A 17393-nucleotide genomic window follows, 5' to 3' on the forward strand; every position below is an offset into this window, starting at 1 on the left:
GCAAGTCTGGCCGGGTGCAGCGTCTTTTGTGGAGCGGCGGGAGGCAGTGGCGGATCAGCCGGAGTATGCGGAATCGGGACGGGAATGCGCTTCTGAAGCAGCGCCCGGTCGAATACGATCGGACGCCGCTTCAGTTTCAGTCGGTCAGACGGGACTTAGTCCTTCAGCACCTTGCCCACGGCATCGACCACGATGCTCACGTTCTTCTCGTTCAGGCCCGCCACGCACATGCGGCCCGAGCGCAGGATGTACACGCCGAACTCTTCCTTGAGGCGATCGACCTGCTCCGCGCTCAGGCCCGTGTACGTGAACATGCCGCGCTGCTTGATGTAACGCGACAGCGCTTCGCCGCTCACGTGCGCCTTCAGGCCGTCGTGAATCGCCACACGCATGCGCGCGATACGCTCGCACATGGCCGCCAGCTCGCTTTCCCACGATTGGCGCAGCGCCGGCGTCGTCAGCACGCGCGTGACGAGCTTTGCGCCGTGCGTCGGCGGGTTGCTGTAGTTCGAGCGCACCGAGCCCGTCAACTGGCCCAGCACGCGGTCGGCCGCAGCCGCGTCTTCGCAGATCACGTGCAGACCGCCGCAACGCTCGCCGTACAGCGAGAAGTTCTTCGAGAACGAATTCGCGACCAGCGCAGGCACGCCGCGGCGGCCCAGCTCGCGCACTGCGAACGCATCGGCGTCGAGACCCGCGCCGAAGCCCTGATACGCCATATCGACGAACGGCAGCAGATCGCGCTTTTGCAGCACATCGATCAGTTGCACCCACTGGGCGTCGTTCAGGTCGACACCGGTCGGGTTATGGCAGCACGCGTGCAGCAGCACCACGCTCTTCGCCGGCAGCGCGTCGATCGCGGCGAGCATCGCGTCGAACTTCAGGCCACCGGTCGCTTCGTCGTAGTACGGATAGGTGTTCACCTCGAAACCCGCGCGCTCGAAGATGAAACGATGGTTTTCCCACGTCGGGTCGCTCACCCACACCTGGCTTTGCGGGAAATAGCGCTTGATGAAATCGGCGCCGACCTTGAGCGCGCCCGAACCGCCGAGCGTCTGTACCGTGGCCACACGCCCTGCCGCGCGCGACGGGCATTCAGCGCCAAACACCAGCGCCTGCACCGCATCGCGATACTGGGCGAAACCGGCCATCGGCAGATAGGGCTTCGCGCCCGGCTCGTTCAGGAGCGCAGCTTCCGCTTCGTGAACCGCCTTCATCACCGGCAGGCGGCCTTCATCGTCGAAATAGATGCCAATGCTCAGATTGACCTTGTTCTGCCGCGGATCTTTCTGAAAGTTCTCGTTGAGCGAGAGGATCGGGTCGCCGGGATAGGCATCGATATGTTCGAACATGGCCTTAGCTTGTCGGTTACGGGAAAGTTGCTGGAATACGGATGATAAGCGCCTGATGCGCTTTCATGGGGCGAGGGCTTGCATGCCCTCTCGCCCCATCTGCCGCCGGATGCGGACTTAGCGCGTCTGCACGCCGCCTTGCAGCGCGGGCGCCGCACCGCGACGCCAGAACCAGTACGCGCCGCCGAGCACCGCCAGCCACACCGGAATCAGCCACACGGAAATGCGCAGATCCGGGATCAGGTACATCACCACGAGAATACCCGCGAGGAACGCGAGACACAGGTAATTCGTGAGCGGATAGCCAAGGCTGCGGAACGTCGTCGTCTCGTTAAGACGCGCCTTCTCGCGGCGGAACTTCAGGTGAATCAGGCTGATCATCGCCCAGTTGATGATGAGCGCCGATACCACGAGGCCCATCAGCAGTTCGAAGGCCTTGCCCGGCATGAAGTAGTTGATGACCACGCAGGCCGCCGTGGCCACCGCCGTCACGGCGAGCGCCGTCAACGGAATGCCCCGGCGATTCACCTTGAGCAGCGCCCTGGGCGCGTTACCCTGCTGCGCCAGACCGTAGAGCATGCGGCTGTTGCAGTACACGCCGCTGTTGTACACGGACAGTGCGGCCGTGAGCACGACCACGTTGAGCACGTGCGCCACGAAGTTGCTGTTCATCGCGTGGAAGATCAGCACGAACGGGCTGCCGCCGGACACGACCTTTTCCCACGGATAAAGCGAAAGCAGTACGCCCAATGCGCCGACGTAGAAAATCAGGATGCGATAGATCACCTGATTGGTGGCGCGCGGAATGGTGTGCGAAGGATCGTCGGCTTCTGCTGCGGTGATGCCGACCAGCTCCAGCCCGCCGAACGAGAACATCACGACCGCCATCGACATCACGAGCCCCGACACGCCGTGCGGGAAGAAGCCGCCATGCGCCCAGAGGTTCGAGATCCCGGCTTGCGGCCCGGCATTGCCCGAGACCAGCAACCAGCCGCCGAACGCGATCATACCGACGATCGCCAGCACCTTGATGATCGCGAACCAGAATTCGAGCTCGCCGTACGACTTCACGCTCGCCAGGTTGATGCCGTTGATGACGACGAAAAAGCCGAGCGCCGATACCCAGGTGGGCAGGTTCGGCCACCAGTAGTGCATGTAGATGCCGACCGCCGACAGCTCGGCCATGCTCACGAGCACGTAGAGCACCCAGTAGTTCCAGCCGGACAGAAAGCCTGCGAACGGGCCGAAGTACTTATCGGCGAAATAGCTGAACGAACCGGCGACGGGCTCGTCGACGACCATCTCGCCGAGCTGCCGCATGATGAAGAACGCGACGATGCCTGCAATCGCATAACCGAGCAGCACCGACGGGCCGGCCGTCTGGATCGTCTGTGCGATGCCGAGGAACAGCCCCGTGCCGATCGCGCCCCCAAGCGCAATCAACTGGATGTGACGATTCTTGAGTCCGCGCTTGAGATGACCGTTCTCGTCGCCGCGGTTGCCTGATGTTGTGGAAACCATGTCTCTTCCTGTCTCTTCTTTATCGATGCGTCAGCAAGGAACCGTCTTGTGGATCAGTCCCTTGCACGGCCGCGCGAAATAATATTGCGCGCACAACTTGATGCGCTGGCGCGCTCCCAAGGCCGCCAGTGGTGGCTGGCCGCCTTGCCAGGTGCGCCCAGTGTATAGGCGACGAGGAAAAATATGATTTCATCTGATACGCAGGCAAACCCTGATTGGTACAATTTCATTTCGCATTGAACTCATCCCGAGCAAGAAAAGTGCAGACACTCGCCCTCGACCCCATCGATCTGCGGCTCCTCGCCGCGCTGCAAGAGCACGGACGCGCCTCCAATCTCGAACTGGCCGCGGCCGTGAAGCTCTCACCCGCGCAGACCTTGCGGCGCCATCGGCGCCTGGAAGAGCTGGGCGTCATCAAGCGCTATGAGGCGCGCCTCGACCCGCAGGCGCTCGGCTTTGGCGTGGTCGCGTTCATTCAGGTGACGATGGAGCGCGGGCACATGCGCGAGCTCGTGAAATTCAAGGAGCTCATCGCAACGCTGCCGCAGGTGCAGGAGTGCTATTCCGTGACCGGCGATATCGACTATGTACTGAAGGTGGTGGCGCGCGATCTCAAGGCGCTATCCGAATTCCTGCTCGACACGCTCATGCGGGCGCCTGGCGTCAGCAGCGTGCATTCGATTGTGTGCCTCGATGAACTCAAGGGGACGAGCGCGATGCCGTTGGAGGCGTGAGCGGAGCGTGAATCAAGCGTGAAGCGGCTCGCTGGGGATAAGTCCAATGCGGATTCGCAATTTTATCTCATTTGGGTCGCTCAGATGAGGGATGATTGCGTTTTGGGTGTCTGAAAGTACCCAAAATGGCGCCACAACGAGATAGACGAAACGAGCGCGCTAAACCTGCGCTACACCTTGTAGGGCACCCGGATGCCCGGTTCGTCGTGGGGAAAATCTTTCGTATTGCGCGAGACCAGCAGGAGCGAATGCACTTGCGCCGTCGCCCATACGATAGCGTCCGGCAGACGCACCTTTTTGCGCTTCCTGAGTTCGATTGCGCGATCCGCGACGCGGTTATCGAGGTCGAGCACTTCGAACGAAGCCAGCCAGCCGCGTAACGCAGCCTCCTCCTCCCGGGTCGCGCCAACCAGCACTTCCATCCACGTGATCATGCTGATGGCGCGATATTCGTATAGCGCGAGTTCCTTCTTCGCCGCGCGAATTCCACTCAGGTAGTCGATCAGGATATTCGTATCGAAAAGGGCCTTTACCATTCCTCGCGCAACTCCCGTTGATAGGCGACGCCATCGACCTGCCGCTCCTTCCAGAGCCCGAACACCTCAGCACCCGCCGAGCGCTTGCGCTCCGTGATGTAGTGTTCGATCGCCTCACGGATGATGGCCGCCCGCGAGCGATGCTCGGCCTTCACCAGCGCGGCGAGTTCTTCCACCTGCGCATCGGTGAGATCCACCAGAATTCGACTCATTTCCGGCTCCATAGATGATATACATATCGTATATCATCGCGTCCAGTCGCAGGCAATAAAAAACCCGCGCCAGATCAAGATCTGTGCGCGGGTTCCTTTTATCGCCGATGCTTTAAGGCATCGAACGAAGCGGGATTACTCCCACTCAATCGTCGCAGGCGGCTTGCCCGAGATGTCATACACGACACGGTTAATGCCGCGCACTTCATTGATGATGCGGTTCGACACGTGACCGAGCAGCTCATGCGGCAGATGCGCCCAGTGCGCCGTCATGAAGTCCAGCGTCTGCACCGCACGCAGCGCGACGACGTACTCATACGTGCGGCCATCGCCCATCACGCCCACACTCTTCACCGGCAGGAACACCGCGAACGCCTGGCTCGTCAGTTCGTACCACGACTTGCCGGTTTCCTTGTCGATGGTGTTGCGCAGCGTCTCAATGAAGATCGCGTCGGCGCGGCGCAGCAGGTCTGCGAAATCGCGCTTCACTTCGCCGAGGATACGCACGCCCAGGCCCGGGCCCGGGAACGGATGGCGATACACCATCTCATGCGGCAGACCCAGCTTCACGCCCAGTTCACGCACTTCGTCCTTGAACAGCTCGCGCAGCGGCTCGAGCAGCTTCAGGTTCAGCGTTTCCGGCAGGCCGCCCACGTTGTGGTGGCTCTTGATCGTGTGCGCGCCCTTCTTGCCCTTGCCCGCCGATTCGATCACGTCCGGGTAGATCGTGCCTTGCGCCAGCCACTTCGCGTCCGTGAGCTTGCCGGCTTCGGTCTGGAACACTTCGACGAATTCCGCGCCGATGATCTTGCGCTTCGCTTCCGGATCGGTCACGCCCGCCAGCTTCGACATGAACGCTTCGCTCGCGTCGACGTGAATCACCTTGACGCCAAGGTTGTCCGCGAACATCGACATCACCTGCTCGGCTTCGTTCAGGCGCAGCAGGCCGTGATCGACGAACACGCAGGTCAGCTGGTCGCCAATCGCGCGATGCAGCAGCGCCGCTGCCACCGACGAATCCACGCCGCCAGACAGGCCCAGGATGACGTGCTCGCTGCCAACCTGCTTGCGGATCGCTTCGACGGCTTCGTCGATGTAGTGGCCCATTTCCCAGTCGGCCTTCGCGCCGCAGATGCCCAGCACGAAGCGTTCGAGCATCGCGCGGCCCTGCACGGTGTGCGTGACTTCCGGGTGCCATTGCAGGCCGTAGAAGTGGCGCGCTTCGTCGGCCATCGCTGCGATCGGGCACGATTCGGTCGATGCCATCAGCTGGAAGCCGGCCGGCATTTCGATGACCTTGTCGCCGTGGCTCATCCACACCTTGAGCATGCCGTGGCCTTCGGCCGTGCGGAAGTCTTCGATGCCGTCGAGGAAGCTCGTATGGTTGCGCGCGCGCACTTCGGCGTAGCCGAATTCACGCAGGTGGCCGCCATCGACCTTGCCGCCGAGTTGTTCAGCCATCGTCTGCATGCCGTAGCAGATGCCCAGCACCGGCACGCCCAGTTCGAATACGGCTTGCGGTGCGCGCGGCGTGTCGGTTTCGGTAACCGAGTTCGGGCCGCCCGAAAGGATGATGCCCTTCGGCGCGAATTCACGGATGAACGCGTCGTCGACGTCGTACGGATGGATTTCCGAGTAGACGTTGGCTTCGCGCACGCGGCGCGCGATCAGCTGGGTGACTTGCGAACCGAAGTCGAGAATCAGGATTTTGTCGTGCATGGCAGCGGACGAGACCTAAAAAAGAACGGATACAGAAAGCCGCGCACTGGCTCAAAGCCTCACACGCGGCGTGAATTCATTGGCGCTCTGGGCGCCTGCGCATTGGCGCGGCAAAACCGGGGGGCCGGTGCAGCGCGGCTCGGGCGCAATCTGGCGGTTGTCGCGTCGCACGGTTGGCGTCGACGCGCATCCCACCTCAACCTCGCAGCGGTGGCCGCTGCGCGTCGGCCGCTTCGTCGCGGGCAGCCTGGCGCGCCTGTTCGGCTTCTTCCGCCCGTTCAGCCTGCACTGTCGTGCGAGACGTCACGACCGGTGTAACCACAGGCGAAGGAGCCGGCGTGACTGGCTCGACACGCGGCCCGACAACTGGCTCAGCAACTGACTCAACAACCGGCCCGGCAGCCACATGCGAGAAAACCGGTTTCGCATACACCACCGGCTCATCGCGTTTTGCCTTGGCCGCGAGTCGCGCCTCACGTTGTTGTGCGGCGGCTTCGAGCGCCAGCGCCTTGTCGCGCAGCTTCACCACGCCCGCGAGGCGCGCACCGCCCAATCCAACGATGATCAGGCAGACTCCCACCGCACCGGCCACCAGCTGGCCGAAGCCCGTAAGCTGCGGCTTGTGAAGCCCGATCAGCCAGGCCAGCATCAGCACGCCGGCGATCCAGTTGACGTGCCCCACCGTGCGGCCGACCGTGGCAGTCAGCGCGCCGTCGAAAGCGGCGCGCAGCGCGAGCCACGCAAAACCAAGCAGCACCACACCGAACGCCTGTCCGATGAGCGCCGGCTGCGCCTGCACCAGTTGCAGCGCGTCGTAGAGCGAGGTCCAGGGCGTGAGGAGAAACAGCACGCCGAACCCCAGCAATATCAACGCATCGACAATCAGCACTACGCGCAGCAGCGGCTTCATCGAGGCTTAGTCCACGTGGTAGTTGGGCGCTTCCTTGGTGATCTGCACGTCATGCACGTGCGATTCGTTCAGGCCCGCGCCCGTGATCTGCACGAACTCCGCCTTGGCGTGCAGTTCGTCGATCGTGCGGCAACCGCAGTAGCCCATCGAGGCGCGCACGCCGCCGATCATCTGGAACAGGATCGCGTTGATAGGGCCCTTGTAGGCGACGCGGCCTTCGATGCCTTCCGGCACGAGCTTGTCGATGTTCGCCGAGTTGTCCTGGAAGTAGCGGTCAGCCGCGCCGTCCTTCATCGCGCCAACCGAACCCATGCCGCGGTACGACTTGTACTGACGGCCCTGGAACAGGAACACGTCGCCCGGCGATTCTTCGGTGCCGGCGAACATGCTGCCCATCATCACGGCATTCGCGCCTGCTGCCAGCGCCTTCGAGACGTCGCCCGAGTAACGCACGCCGCCGTCGGCGATGCACGGCACGCCGGTGCCCTTGAGCGCTTCGGCGACATTCGAAATGGCCGTGATCTGCGGCACGCCCACGCCTGCGACGATACGCGTCGTGCAGATCGAGCCCGGGCCGATACCGACCTTCACGCCGTCCGCGCCGTATTCGACGAGGGCGCGCGCGGCATCAGCCGTGGCGATATTGCCGCCGATGACTTCGACATGCGGGAAGTTCTGCTTGACCCAGCGAACGCGCTCCAGCACGCCCTTGCTGTGACCGTGCGCCGTATCGACGACGATGACGTCGACGCCAGCCTGCACCAGCAGCTCGACGCGCTCTTCGTTGTCCGGGCCGACGCCGACTGCCGCGCCTGCGCGCAGCTTGCCGTGCTCGTCCTTACAGGCGGCCGGGTGCTCGGTCTGCTTGGTGATGTCCTTGACGGTCATCAGGCCGCGCAGTTCGAACGCGTCGTTGACGACCAGCACGCGCTCGAGGCGGTGGCTGTGCATGAGCGACTTGGCTTCGGCGAGCGGCGTGCCTTCCTTGACGGTGACGAGGCGCTCGCGCGGCGTCATGATCGAGCGCACCGGCTCGTCCAGACGGGTCTCGAAACGCAGGTCGCGGTTCGTGACGATACCGACGAGTTGCGCGCCTTCCACGACCGGGAAGCCCGAGATGCCATGCTGCTGCGACAGGGCGATGACGTCCGCGACCTTCATCTGCGGCGGCACGGTGATCGGATCGCGCACGACGCCCGATTCGAAACGCTTCACCTTCGCGACTTCACGCGCCTGTTCGGCGGGCGTGAGGTTCTTGTGAACGATACCGACGCCGCCCTGCTGCGCCATGGCGATAGCAAGACGCCCTTCCGTGACGGTGTCCATCGCGGCCGAGACGAGCGGAATGTTCAGGGAGATGTTGCGGGTCAGCCGGGTCTTCAGGCTGGTGTCGCGCGGGAGAACGTCGGAGAAGGCGGGAACGAGGAGCACGTCATCGAACGTGAGTGCTTTCTGGATCAGACGCATGGCAAATCCTATAGGCGCAAAAGCAGATTATACGGGATAGCGCCCTGGAAATCATCAGTGCGTACAGTAGCTTAGCGCCGATTTCGGGATTTTTGTGCCGTTTGGGCACTGCCGCGGAGCACCGTCGGGCCCAGGTTTCCGGCCCGAATTTCGATTCGATCCGCATATCGGCGGCGCGCCACGGCGGATCCCATACATGCCTCAAATCGGTGCGCGGTGCAGGATTGAACAAGACGCCACCCGCCCCGCACCGTTAAGCTGCGCCCGACTGAACTGGAATAACCGATTTGCGGAGGCAAGGGAAATGCAGCGTGGTGTGTTGTACGGCGTGCTGGCCGGAGCTTTGTGGGGAACGGTGTTCGTGGTGCCCCGGCAACTGGCGGACTTTTCGCCCCTGCTCCTGAGCGCCGGACGCTACGTGATGTATGGGCTCGTGTCGCTGGCCGCCCTGCTGCCGATGCTCAAGCGCGTGTGGCCGCGGCTGACGCGAGAGGACGTGATCGCGCTCGTCAAACTGGCGCTGATGGGCAACCTGCTCTACTACCTCTTTCTGGCAAGCGCCATTCACCTCGTGGGCATTGCCCCGGCGTCGCTGATCGTCGGCGTGCTGCCGGTCACGGTCACGCTGCTCGGGCGCGCCGATCATGGCGCGGTGCCACTCTCGAAGCTCGTGTGGCCGCTGGCAATGATCGCGGCGGGGATTGTCTGCATTAACGTCGATGTGTTCACGGCGTCCGCCAGCGCCGGCGACTCCGCCAGCACGCTGACGAAGATCGCGGGAATCGGCTGCGCGGTGGGCGCGCTGATCTGCTGGACGTGGTTCGCCGTGGAGAATTCGCGCTACCTGCAACGCAATGCGCACTTCAGCGGCAACGAGTGGTCGGTGCTGTGGGGCGTCGTGACGGGCGCGCTGGGCGGCCTGCTGTGGCTCGGCATTCTCGTCCTGCCTGCGGGCACCGCACAGACCACCGTCGCCGATGGTCGCTGGACGACCTTCTGGCAGCTCAATCTCGTGCTGGCGATTGGTGCTTCGTGGTTTGGCAACGGCCTGTGGAACGCCGCCGCCAAGCGCCTGCCGCTCACGCTGTCAGGCCAGATGATCGTGTTCGAGACGCTGTTCGCCCTGCTCTACGGCTTCGTGTACGACCATCGGCTGCCGCGCGGGCTGGAGATCGCGGCGATCGTGCTGCTGGTGGTCGGTGTGAGCTGGTCGGTGCGTCAGCATGCGGGCGGCCCGGAGGACACGATCCACGGCGACGGCATCGTGCCGGAAGGCGATCTGCCAGGAATTGGCCATATTGGCCACGCAGAGAAAAGCGACAAGAGCGGCACCGAACGACGCCGCGCGACCAGCTAAGCGAGGACACTCAGGCGCTGATTCCAGAGCGGATCAGCGCGAATCCTTGTTCTGCCATTTGCGCCCTTCGATCGAACCCGCCTTGCGGGTTTTATCGACGCGGCGCTGGCGCGCGAGTTTGGGATCGACCACCAGCGGACGGTAGATCTCCACGCGGTCGTGATCGGCGAGTTCGGCGTCAAGCGGCTTGAGCTTGCCGTACACGCCCACCTTCAGTTTCGTCAGATCGATCTCGGGGTGGCGCGTCAATATGCCGCTGGCATCGATGGCCTGCTGGACGGTCGAACCGGCCGGTAACTGCACGCCGAGCACCGTTTGTGCATCCGGCAGCGCGTAACAGACGTCGACGCAAAGCGTAGTCGAGGATGGATTCGCGCTCATGATCAGGCCTTGCCGTAGCGCTGATCGGCGCGCTTGACGAACGAATCGACAAACGTGTTCGCGATGTGATGGAACACCGGCCCGATGATCTTTTCGAGAATGATGTTAGAAAACTCGTAGTGCAGCGCGAACTCGATCTTGCAGGCGTCCGCGCGCAGCGGCGTGAAGCGCCACGAGCCCGTGAACTTCTTGAAAGGGCCGTCGGTGAACTCCATATCGATACGTTCGGGGCGCTTCTGCACGTTACGCGTGGCGAAGTGCTGCTTGATGCCCTTGAAGTTGATATCGATTTTCGCCTCCATGCCGGTTTCGTCCTTGCGGCGAACCTCGACGCCGCCGCACCACGGCAGGAAGTTGGGATAGTCGTCGACGTCGGTCACGAGGTCGAACATCTGTTCCGCCGAATGGCGAATCAACACGGTTTTCTGGACATCCGCCATAAATTGCGCAATGCGATGCAAGGGTGAAGGCGCCACGGGCTTTCGCTGGCCCGCTTTGCTAAAATCGTAATTTTAAACGAGTTGGGCGTTTCCCATTTTCCTATGAGCATCATCGACAACAGAAAAGCCTTCTTCGATTACTTCATCGAAGAGCGCCACGAGGCGGGGCTCGTGCTCGAAGGATGGGAGGTCAAGGCGATGCGCGCCGGGCGGGCCAACATCAAGGAAGCCTACGTCATCATCAAGGACGGCGAGCTTTACCTGATCGGCACGCACATCAGCCCGCTGCCCGAAGCCTCGACCCACATCCACCCCGACGCGACTCGCACCCGCAAGCTGCTGCTGCACCGCGAGGAAATCGACAAGCTGATCGGCAAGGTCGAGCAGCGCGGCTTCACGCTCGTGCCGCTGAACTTCCACTACAAGGGCGGCCGCGTGAAGTGCGAGATTGGCCTGGCGAAGGGCAAGAAGCTGCACGACAAGCGCGAAACCGAAAAGCAGCGCGACTGGCAGCGCGAAAAAGCGCGCCTGATGCGCAACCCGACCTGAGCGGGCGCACTCTTCAGGCATAAAAAAGGGCGGCTCCAGCCGCCCTTTTGTCGTTCTATCGCGCGCAATCCGGCACGCGGCCCCGCCTCAGGCGCCCTTGGCCGTATCGCGGGTCATCTGGGTTTCCTTCATGCCCGTGCGGTTCACGATCGTCAGCGCCGACGCGATCATCGAACTCAGGTCGCTCATATTGCCCGGCACGATCAGCGTATTGCCCTGCTTCGCCAGGTTGCCGAAGGCCGTCACATATTGCTCGGCGACCTTGAGGTTGACTGCGTCCATGCCGCCCTGCGCCTGAATCGAATTACCGATCTTCTGGATCGCCGTTGCATTGGCCTCGGCCACCGCCAGAATCGCCGCCGCCTGGCCTTGCGCCTGATTGATCGCGGCCTGCTTCTCGCCTTCCGACTTCTGGATCGCCGCCTCGCGCGCGCCCGCAGCGAGATTGATCTGCTCCTGCTTGCGCCCTTCCGACGCCGCGATCAGCGCACGCTTTTCACGCTCGGCGGTGATCTGCGCCTGCATCGCGTGGAGAATTTCCTTGGGCGGCGTGAGATCCTTGATCTCGTAGCGCAGCACCTTCACGCCCCAGTTGGACGCCGCCTCGTCGAGCGACGACACCACGCTGTGGTTGATGAAATCGCGTTCTTCGAAAGTCTTGTCAAGTTCGAGCTTGCCGATCACCGAGCGCAGCGTGGTCTGCGACAACTGGGTGATGGCGAACACAAAGTTGCTCGATCCATACGACGCCTTCATCGGGTCGGTCACCTGGAAATACAGCACGCCGTCCACCTGCAACTGCGTGTTGTCACGCGTAATGCAGATCTGACTGGGCACATCGAGGGGAATTTCCTTGAGCACGTGCTTGTAGGCGACGCGATCGATGAACGGCAGCACGATCGTGAGCCCCGGCGTGAGCGTGCCGTGATAGCGGCCCAGCCGCTCCAGCACCCACGCGTGCTGCTGCGGCACGATCTTGACGGTCTTCGAGATCAGGACAATGACGATCACGAGCAGAATCAGCCCGACGACTGGTACTTGCATGCGCTTCCCCTTTTTCTTCGACTGTTACAACGTGGATCCGATTCAAGCGTGGTGCGCGTCCGCCACGATGAGGCAACTGCCGCGCACGGCCTTGATCTGATAGAGATGGGCGTCTTCGGGCTCGCCGGGCGCGAGTTCGACGTCCCATTCGGCGCCGCGATACATCGTGCGCGCACGGCCCTCATGCCACGCGGCGACGGTCAACGTCGAGCCGATGTCGAGATTCACGCCAGGATCGGTCGATGCATCGACCATGCGGCGCTTGCGCCCAAAGCGCGAACGCCGCAGCGCGATCACGGCGACCAGCGCTACGACCGCAGCGATCGCAAACTGCACGTCGAGCGGTGCGTCGAGCTCGAACGCCGCCACGCCCGCCAGAAAGCCCAGCGCGATCATCAGCAGATAGAAGGTGCCGGTCATCAGCTCGGCCACGATCAGCACACCCGCGCCGATCCACCAGAACAAACCATGCGGGCCCACGTCGACCTCCCAAAGTAAAACACCCCGGATAGACCGGGGTGTTATAGCACGAAGCTGACACTGTTTTACGCTGCGTGCGGCAGCGCCATGCAAGCTGCATCAAGCTGCGCGCGCAGGCGGCGGGACGGCTCGCGCCGCCCTCGGCATGGCTTCGTTACTTCGCCTGCGCCTTGGCAAGCGCCTGCCACGTTTCGACCACCGTGTCGGGGTTCAGCGAAATCGAGGCGATGCCTTCTTCCGCGAGCCACTGGGCGAAGTCCGGATGATCGGACGGGCCCTGACCGCAGATGCCGACGTACTTGTTCAGGCGCAGGCAGGTTTCGATCGCGCGCTTGAGCAGGAACTTGACGGCCGGGTCGCGTTCGTCGAAGTCGGCGGCCAGCAGTTCCATGCCCGAGTCCCGGTCGAGGCCGAGCGTGAGCTGCGTGAGGTCGTTCGAGCCGATCGAGAAGCCGTCGAAGTACTGCAGGAACTCTTCGGCGAGAATCGCGTTGGTCGGCACTTCGCACATCATGATCAGGCGCAGGCCGTTTTCGCCGCGCTTCAGGCCGTACTTCGCGAGCAGCGCGACGACGCGCTCTGCCTGCTTGAGCGTACGCACGAACGGCACCATGATCTCGACGTTCGTGAGGCCCATCTCTTCACGCACGCGCTTGAGCGCCAGGCACTCCATTTCGAACGCTTGCGCGAAGTCGTCGGCGATGTAACGCGACGCGCCACGGAAACCCAGCATCGGGTTTTCTTCGTCCGGCTCGTAACGCGAACCGCCGATCAGCTTCTTGTACTCGTTCGACTTGAAGTCCGACATACGCACGATGACAGGCTTCGGATAGAACGCCGCACCGATCGTGGCGATGCCTTCGGTCAGCTTGTCGACGTAGAACGCACGCGGCGACGCGTGGCCACGCGCAACGCTCTCAACCGCCTTCTTCAGGTCGGCGTCGATGTTCGGGTACTCGAGAATCGCCTTCGGGTGAACGCCGATGTTGTTGTTGATGATGAATTCGAGACGCGCGAGGCCCACACCGGCGTTCGGCAGCTGCGAGAAGTCGAACGCGAGTTGCGGGTTGCCGACGTTCATCATGATCTTGACCGGAATCGACGGCAGCTCGCCACGCTGGACTTCGCTGACTTCGGTTTCCAGCAGACCGTCATAGATGCGGCCTTCGTCGCCTTCAGCGCACGACACCGTCACCAGCGCGCCGTCCTTCAGCACGTCGGTTGCATCGCCGCAGCCCACGACTGCCGGCACGCCCAGTTCACGCGCGATGATCGCCGCGTGGCAGGTACGACCGCCACGGTTCGTGACGATGGCAGCGGCGCGCTTCATCACCGGCTCCCAGTTCGGGTCGGTCATGTCCGCGACCAGCACGTCGCCCGGCTGCACACGTTCCATTTCGGACGGATCGTGAATCACCTTCACGCGGCCGGCGCCGATCTTCTGACCGATTGCACGGCCCGTTGCCAGAACCTGCGACTGGCCCTTGAGCTTGAAGCGCTGCTCGACCTTGCCCGCGGCCTGGCTCTTCACCGTCTCCGGACGCGCCTGGAGAATGAAGATCTTGCCGTCGAGACCGTCCTTGCCCCACTCAATGTCCATCGGACGCTGGTAGTGCTTTTCGATGATGACGGCGTACTTCGCCAGTTCGATCACGTCTTCGTCGGTGATCGAGAAGCGGTTGCGCTGCTCGTGCGAGACGTCGATCGTCTTCACGCGGCCCGGCTCGCCCGGCTGCGTGAATTCCATCTTGATGAGCTTCGAGCCGATCGAGCGGCGGATGATCGGCGCCTTGCCTTGTGCAAGCGTCGTCTTGAAGACGTAGAACTCGTCCGGGTTCACGGCGCCCTGCACGACCGTTTCGCCCAGGCCGTAGCTCGACGTGATGAAGACGGCGTCCTTGAAGCCCGATTCCGTGTCCAGCGTGAACATCACGCCTGCGGAGCCGCGATCCGAACGAACCATGCGCTGCACGCCGGCCGACAGTGCGACTTCAGCGTGGGTGAAGCCCTTGTGGACGCGATAGGAAATGGCGCGGTCATTGTAGAGCGACGCGAACACGTGCTTGAGACGGTCGAGTACGTCCTCGATGCCCACCACGTTCAGGTAGCTTTCCTGTTGACCGGCGAACGAAGCGTCGGGCAGATCTTCTGCCGTAGCCGACGAACGCACCGCGAACGACAGTTCGCTCGGCGAGCTGGCCTGGAGCGTTGCAAAACCGGCGCGGATGTCTGCTTCCAGCTGCGGCTGCAGCGGCGCGTCGACGATCCACTGGCGGATTTCCTTGCCGGCTTCAGCCAGCGCCTTGACATCATCGACGTCGAGCGTTTCCAGACGAGCGGCGATCCGTTCGGTCAGGTTGTTGTGTTTCAGGAAGTCGCGGAAGGCGAGCGCAGTCGTCGCGAAACCCGTGGGCACACGCACGCCAGCCTCAGCCAACTGGCTGATCATTTCGCCGAGCGAGGCGTTCTTGCCGCCCACGATCTCAACGTCGGTCATCCGCAACTGCTCGAAAGGCACTACATAAGCCTGATCCTTGGCAACGGTGTTAGTCATACAAGCCCCTAAGTGTGAAAAAAATTCACGGCTGCGCAAGTGGGCTCGAACACGAGTCACCCATTGGGGGCGATTTCGCGTCTTGCGCAACCTGTTGGAGAAGCAATCGCCGTGGCCCGCAAGGGCTGAAGCCGGCATGAGGAAAAGCAGGGAGATGCGCGCGATTGCAGGAAGTTACACAGAATCGCTGCAAGTTAACGCCAGTTTGAGCCACGATGGACTGCGGTTTGGCGCCGATGCACTGCAATTGCTTATCCAACAGGTTGCCGCTATTCTACCGTGCCGACTACGGAAAATGTGTCAGTCGGCGAGAAACGCGCCTCGGAATCGTCCCACAGCGGTCCGCCCAGCGCCTACCGGGCTTTTCACCCGTCACGAGCGCACCAGCAGCTCACGTACCCAGCCTCAACCGATGCCGCCTACCGTATTCATCGTCTCCGACGGTACCGGGATCACTGCCGAAACGTTCGCGCATTCGATCCTGTCGCAGTTCGACCAGAAATTCCGCCTCGTGCGCGTGCCCTTCGTCGATTCGTCCGACAAGGCTTACGCCACCGCCGAGAAGATCAACGAGGCCGCGGTGCAGGAAGGCCGCCGCCCGATCGTCTTCACGACGCTCGTGGACAGCAGCTCGAACGAGATCGTCAAGCGCGCCAATGCGCTCGTGCTCGACATGTTCCAGACCTTCGTCGAGCCGCTGGAACAGGAACTGGAGCTCAAGTCGAGCCACGCGATGGGCCGCGGCCACCAGAACGCGGACACCGATGAATACAAGAACCGCATCGAGGCGATCAACTTTTCGCTCGCGCACGACGACGGCCAGTCCGACCGCAATCTCGCCGATGCCGATGTGATCCTCGTGGGCGTGTCGCGCAGCGGCAAGACGCCGACCAGCCTTTATCTTGCGATGCAGTACGGCGTGAAGGCCGCGAACTACCCGCTGATTCCCGACGATTTCGAGCGCGGCAAGATGCCCAATTCGCTGCTGCCGCACCGCTCGAAGATTTTCGGGCTGTCGATCGATCCGCAGCGTCTCACGGAAATCCGTAACGAGCGGCGTCCGGGCAGCAAGTACGCGGCGCTGGAAAACTGCCGTTACGAGGTGAACGAAGCCGAAGCGATGATGCGCCGCGAAGGCATCAAGTGGCTCTCCTCGACGCACAAGTCGATCGAGGAAATCGCCACGACGATCCTGCAGGAAATCCGCATCGACAAACCGGCGTACTGATTCACGGTTTGCAACAAAATAGGCCTGCATATGCAGGCCTTTTTGCTTGAAGGAGCGCGCTGGAGCGCCTCAACTCAGCGCGCGTGACGTTGCTGCCGGCATTGCTCGAAGACACACACGGCAGCTGCCGCCGCGACGTTGAGCGACTCCATGCCGCCCGGCTGCGGAATCGTCACGCGCAGCGCCGCCGCATCGCGCCACACCTGCGAAACGCCCGCGCCTTCGTTGCCGAAAACCCATGCAACCTGCCCCGTCAGGTTCGCTTCGTCGATGGCCTGGGCGCCATGCGAATCGGTGATGACGACCGACACGCCGAGCATGTCGATCAGCGTTTGCGGCTCGACGTTCTCGTAGACGCGCAGCAGGAAATGCGCGCCCATTGCCGAGCGCAGCACCTTCGACGACCACGCATAGGCCGTGCCGGGCGTGCAGAACACCTTGTCGATGCCCGCCGCCGCCGCGCTGCGCAGGATCGAGCCGACATTGCCGGCGTCCTGCAATCCGTCGAGCACGAGACACGTCGATTCGACGCGCTGCGGCAGCGTCGCTTCGGGCATGTCCACGAGCAGCAGCATGCCCGCGCCGTGCACGACGTTCGACAACTGGCCGAACAGCGCATCGGGCAGCGTAATGACGCGGCGCTCGTCGACGCGCGCGACGATGTCCTGCGCTTCTTCGTGCGCAAGCGCGCCTTCGGTGACGACGCAGTATTCGGGCTGACCGCCGCCATCGAGCCAGGCGCTCGCAAGGTGGAAACCTTCGAGCAGGGCCTGATGGGCGCGCCGCTGTTGGTGCGTCGAGCCGGCCAGCGCCTTCAGGCGCTTGTAGAGCGGATTGTCGCGCGAGGTAATGGCTTTCACGGGCGGGCCTGACGGTTCAGAAAAGAATCAACAAAAAGGAAACACAAAG

At 62.8% G+C, this 17393-nt stretch carries 17 protein-coding genes; 4 read left to right on the forward strand and 13 right to left on the reverse strand.

The window, feature by feature from the left end:
- Positions 1-155 precede the first annotated feature (155 nt).
- The gene (locus BBA01S_RS01015) at positions 156-1352 is read right to left on the reverse strand and encodes an amino acid aminotransferase (protein WP_027814799.1); all 1197 of its coding nucleotides are present in this window, start codon (positions 1350-1352) and stop codon (positions 156-158) included.
- A 117-nt stretch (positions 1353-1469) separates the two neighbouring features.
- Positions 1470-2873 (reverse strand): amino acid permease, encoded by a 1404-nt coding sequence (locus tag BBA01S_RS01020; RefSeq protein WP_027814800.1) that lies wholly within the window; start codon positions 2871-2873, stop codon positions 1470-1472.
- Between the two features lie 260 nt (positions 2874-3133).
- Between BBA01S_RS01020 and BBA01S_RS01025 the strand changes: the two genes are divergently transcribed.
- On the forward strand, positions 3134-3607 hold the full coding sequence (locus tag BBA01S_RS01025) for an Lrp/AsnC family transcriptional regulator (protein ID WP_027814801.1): 474 nt from the start codon (positions 3134-3136) through the stop codon (positions 3605-3607).
- Positions 3608-3777: 170 nt separating this feature from the next.
- On the opposite strand, the gene BBA01S_RS01030 is transcribed toward BBA01S_RS01025, so the two are convergent.
- The 5 genes from BBA01S_RS01030 to guaB all read right to left on the reverse strand — a co-directional run bounded on the left by BBA01S_RS01030 (position 3778) and on the right by guaB (position 8451).
- Positions 3778-4143: a type II toxin-antitoxin system VapC family toxin gene (locus BBA01S_RS01030; protein WP_027814802.1), complete on the reverse strand. Its 366-nt coding sequence runs from the start codon at positions 4141-4143 to the stop codon at positions 3778-3780.
- Complete coding sequence (locus tag BBA01S_RS01035) at positions 4137-4355, reverse strand: ribbon-helix-helix domain-containing protein (protein ID WP_027814803.1); 219 nt, start codon at positions 4353-4355, stop codon at positions 4137-4139. Before BBA01S_RS01035 ends, BBA01S_RS01030 begins: the two co-directional genes overlap by 7 nt.
- Before the next feature lie 135 nt (positions 4356-4490).
- Positions 4491-6074 (reverse strand): glutamine-hydrolyzing GMP synthase, encoded by a 1584-nt coding sequence (gene guaA / locus BBA01S_RS01040; protein ID WP_027814804.1) that lies wholly within the window; start codon positions 6072-6074, stop codon positions 4491-4493.
- Between the two features lie 196 nt (positions 6075-6270).
- Positions 6271-6984 carry a hypothetical protein gene (locus BBA01S_RS01045; protein WP_027814805.1) on the reverse strand — a complete coding sequence of 238 codons (714 nt, stop codon included), beginning with the start codon at positions 6982-6984 and terminating at the stop codon, positions 6271-6273.
- A 6-nt stretch (positions 6985-6990) separates the two neighbouring features.
- Complete coding sequence (gene guaB, locus BBA01S_RS01050; RefSeq protein WP_027814806.1) at positions 6991-8451, reverse strand: IMP dehydrogenase; 1461 nt, start codon at positions 8449-8451, stop codon at positions 6991-6993.
- A 304-nt stretch (positions 8452-8755) separates the two neighbouring features.
- Here guaB and BBA01S_RS39635 point away from each other — a divergent pair, with 304 nt between their 5' ends.
- Positions 8756-9808 (forward strand): DMT family transporter, encoded by a 1053-nt coding sequence (locus BBA01S_RS39635; protein ID WP_084161676.1) that lies wholly within the window; start codon positions 8756-8758, stop codon positions 9806-9808.
- A 33-nt stretch (positions 9809-9841) separates the two neighbouring features.
- Here the strand turns inward: BBA01S_RS39635 and BBA01S_RS01060 are convergent, their stop codons facing one another.
- Positions 9842-10189 carry an RnfH family protein gene (locus BBA01S_RS01060; RefSeq protein WP_042295565.1) on the reverse strand — a complete coding sequence of 116 codons (348 nt, stop codon included), beginning with the start codon at positions 10187-10189 and terminating at the stop codon, positions 9842-9844.
- Positions 10190-10191: 2 nt separating this feature from the next.
- Positions 10192-10629 carry a type II toxin-antitoxin system RatA family toxin gene (locus BBA01S_RS01065; RefSeq protein WP_027814808.1) on the reverse strand — a complete coding sequence of 146 codons (438 nt, stop codon included), beginning with the start codon at positions 10627-10629 and terminating at the stop codon, positions 10192-10194.
- Positions 10630-10731: 102 nt separating this feature from the next.
- Here BBA01S_RS01065 and smpB point away from each other — a divergent pair, with 102 nt between their 5' ends.
- Positions 10732-11178 (forward strand): SsrA-binding protein SmpB, encoded by a 447-nt coding sequence (gene smpB / locus BBA01S_RS01070; protein ID WP_027814809.1) that lies wholly within the window; start codon positions 10732-10734, stop codon positions 11176-11178.
- An 87-nt stretch (positions 11179-11265) separates the two neighbouring features.
- On the opposite strand, the gene BBA01S_RS01075 is transcribed toward smpB, so the two are convergent.
- The 3 genes from BBA01S_RS01075 to ppsA all read right to left on the reverse strand — a co-directional run bounded on the left by BBA01S_RS01075 (position 11266) and on the right by ppsA (position 15256).
- Positions 11266-12222, reverse strand: a complete 957-nt coding sequence (locus BBA01S_RS01075) for an SPFH domain-containing protein (RefSeq protein ID WP_027814810.1) — start codon at positions 12220-12222, stop codon at positions 11266-11268.
- Between the two features lie 42 nt (positions 12223-12264).
- A complete protein-coding gene (locus BBA01S_RS39640; protein ID WP_084161679.1) occupies positions 12265-12702 on the reverse strand; it encodes an NfeD family protein in 438 nt (145 codons plus the stop codon).
- A gap of 154 nt (positions 12703-12856) precedes the next feature.
- Positions 12857-15256 (reverse strand): phosphoenolpyruvate synthase, encoded by a 2400-nt coding sequence (ppsA, locus tag BBA01S_RS01090; protein ID WP_042295567.1) that lies wholly within the window; start codon positions 15254-15256, stop codon positions 12857-12859.
- A gap of 412 nt (positions 15257-15668) precedes the next feature.
- Here ppsA and ppsR point away from each other — a divergent pair, with 412 nt between their 5' ends.
- Entirely contained in the window at positions 15669-16484 is an 816-nt protein-coding gene (gene ppsR / locus BBA01S_RS01095) for a posphoenolpyruvate synthetase regulatory kinase/phosphorylase PpsR (protein ID WP_027814812.1), read from the forward strand.
- A 74-nt stretch (positions 16485-16558) separates the two neighbouring features.
- Here the strand turns inward: ppsR and BBA01S_RS01100 are convergent, their stop codons facing one another.
- On the reverse strand, positions 16559-17344 hold the full coding sequence (locus BBA01S_RS01100) for a TrmH family RNA methyltransferase (protein ID WP_027814813.1): 786 nt from the start codon (positions 17342-17344) through the stop codon (positions 16559-16561).
- Between the last annotated feature and the right edge of the window lie 49 nt (positions 17345-17393).

The sequence above is a fragment of the Paraburkholderia bannensis NBRC 103871 genome, from assembly GCF_000685015.1.
GTDB lineage: Bacteria > Pseudomonadota > Gammaproteobacteria > Burkholderiales > Burkholderiaceae > Paraburkholderia > Paraburkholderia bannensis.